General features: G+C 37.7%; 3 protein-coding genes. All 3 read left to right on the top strand.

The features are described from left to right. On the top strand, positions 1-304 hold a 304-nt coding region (locus ENL20_12980; GenBank protein ID HHE39462.1), incomplete at its 5' end, for a hypothetical protein. 12 nt (positions 305-316) lie between these two features. Further along, entirely contained in the window at positions 317-1,456 is a 1,140-nt protein-coding gene (locus ENL20_12975) for a tetratricopeptide repeat protein (protein ID HHE39461.1), read from the top strand. Positions 1,457-1,723: 267 nt separating this feature from the next. Next, the coding region (locus tag ENL20_12970) for a hypothetical protein (protein ID HHE39460.1) at positions 1,724-2,859 on the top strand (1,136 nt) is incomplete at its 3' end.

Below are 2,859 nucleotides of genomic sequence, written 5' to 3'. Positions count from 1 at the left end.
TGCTTTATCCGATATTGCTGAAGATATTAAAAATGTTATTGTCGGTGAACCTACCTGGCAGATCAGGATCGAAGGACACACCGATAATATTCCCATCTTTACGAAACAGTTTGCTTCCAATTGGGATTTATCTACTGCCCGGGCTTTAAGTGTGGTAAAATTCTTCATCGATAATAACCATTTTTTACCGGATCAGTTACAGGCAATGGGTTATGGAGAGTTCAAACCTCTTGTTCCCAATAATACTCCCGAACACAGAAAAAAGAATAGAAGAGTAGAGATAAAACTTAGTAAAAAATATTAAAAAGGAAACAATATGAAAAAAAGATCATTTATAATTTTAGTATTGATGTTCTCGATGTTTGTTTTAAAGGCTGTAGGAGTTGAGTTTGGTTCCTCAGAAAATCCTGCCTATCAATTGCAGTTAGCAAGAGACCTTCACCGGCATGATTTCAAAGAAGATGCTCTGGAACTTTTCATCAGGTTATACCATCATTCAAAAACTCCCAAAGAGATCAAAGCAGAAGCTCTTTATATGATGGGTCAGATTTCCTTTGAATTAGAGAGATATGAAACTGCTCTTGACGATTGGGAAATTCTTTATAATGATTTTCCTGAACATAAACTGACTGAAGATGTTCTGACAAGACTGGCAGATATCAGGAATACTGCCAATAGAAGAAAAAAAGCAAAAATAACGGTTCTCGATGTTGCTAATGACTTTTATCGCCATAATTTTACGGAAATAGCAAAAGAAAAATTCCTCGATATTTATCATGATCCTTCCTCATCCGAAGAAGAGAAAGCAGAAGCTCTTTACCTGGTCGGACAAATTACTTTTGAAGAAGGTAATTATTCGGTTGCTCTCGACGATTGGGAAATTCTTATTCTGAAATTTCCCGAATCAGCCCAGACAAAAGAAATTGCCAAAAGAATTCCGCAATTAAGAGATATTATTACCAGTGATATGGAAGGAACTGTGACCAATGTAGTTGCTCAATCATATATGATCAATGGAGATTTCTGGTCAAACGCAGAAAGGAAGTTCACTATCGATTCTTCCTGGATGCCAAGTCTTGAAATCGCCATCAAATGGTACGATAAGATCATCAGCGAATTTCCGGGTACAAATGACGCTGCACTCGCTTATCAAAGAAAAATGTTTGCTTTACTTGGTTGGAAAGAACCAGGCAGAAAAGGAAAAGCTTTTGGCTTACAGGCTGATTTTAATAAATATATTGGTCAGGTTTTAGAGACTTTTAACATTTTTGAAAGAGAATTTCCTAATAATTCCTTTCTGCAAGGTTTTCGTTATCAAATCGCACAAGCTTACTGGGCTAATGAAGATTGGGCAAATACCAGAAAATGGCTGCAAAAAGTTATTGCCGCAGGACAAGGAGAAGAGACTTTTTACACTGAAACTGCGAAAGCTCGCTTGAAAAAAATAGAATATTAATTCTCTTTTTAAACTAAGGGTGAAATTTATTTTCACCCTTTTTTTGTTTGTAATATTTTTCTCGTTCCCAAACACCTGTTTGGGAATGTATTTTTCTGCTTCCTAAGACTGAAATTAGTGGTTAATGAATGATCCGATTGATTTAACCTTTCAGTCATTAACCATCAGTTTCAACTCATGTAGCAAACCAATAATTTCATTGACACATAATCCCCTTCTAAAAAACCTCTGCTCTGAACAATAATCATAAATTGTTTTGGAGAAAATATGAAAAAGCATTTAATATTTTTTTTCCTTCTCTTTCTCGTTCCCAAACTCCTGTTTGGGAATGAAATACTGTCCTCCCCAATTATAGAATTCACCGCAACTGACAATCCCAATGATGACGGCACCGCACTTATTCTTAACTGGAAGATCAATTATCCTGATACTGTTCTTCTCATCCCTGATCCTTCTCGTTCCCAAACTCCTGTTTGGGAATGTATTCTTGAAAGATCAGTAAATGGAATCGATTTTGAAAAGATTCAGCAAATCGATCAATTGGAAGGTCAATTTACCGATGGTCAGGATATTGAGCCGGAAAAGGAATTTTTTTATAAGCTGAAAATCCTGACTGAAAATGATAAACTGCTCGCTTCCAAAGAAATTTCTGCCATTTCCAAAGCTCAATGGTTCAATAAAGGAAAAATATCTCTGTTAGCAATGGCGTTGATTTTAGCGTTTTCTATCATCTACTTCATTTTTTCAGCAAAAAGCGGGAAGGAACTTTATATCAGGAAGATCGCCGGTTTGGAATCCATGGATGAATCTGTTGGAAGAGCCACGGAAATGGGAAGACCGATCCTGTTCATTCCCGGAATTCTCGATCTCGATGATATGCAGACCATTGCCGGACTCACGATTCTCGGGAAATTAGCTCAGAAAGCTGCTGAATACGATGCTAAATTGATCGTGCCTGTCTGCCGTTCAATGGTTCTCTCTACTGCCAAAGAAATTGTCAAAGAATCTTACCTTAAAGCCGGACGACCCGATGCTTTTGATCCTGATTCGGTTTTCTATCTGACAGATGATCAGTTCGGTTATGTTGCTGGAGTTGATGGAATTATTATGCGGGAAAAACCAGCAGCAAATTTTTATCTCGGAGCATTTTATGCCGAATCATTAATTCTCGCAGAAACCGGTTTTGCCAGTGGAGCTATCCAAACTTCCGGAACTGCTATGCCGAGTCAATTACCGTTTTTCGTTGTTGCCTGCGATTACACTCTGATCGGGGAAGAACTTTTTGCAGCCTCTGCTTATCTTTCCAAAGAACCTCATCAACTCGGAAGCTCGAAAGGTCAGGATGTGGCACAAACGATATTTGTTGGAGTTCTATCACTTGGAATTATTCTGGAAATTATTGA

It is taken from the genome of Candidatus Cloacimonadota bacterium (assembly GCA_011372345.1).
GTDB lineage: Bacteria > Cloacimonadota > Cloacimonadia > Cloacimonadales > TCS61 > DRTC01.
Note: the sequence above shows the minus strand (reverse complement) of the source record. Positions and strands in the feature narration are given on the sequence as shown.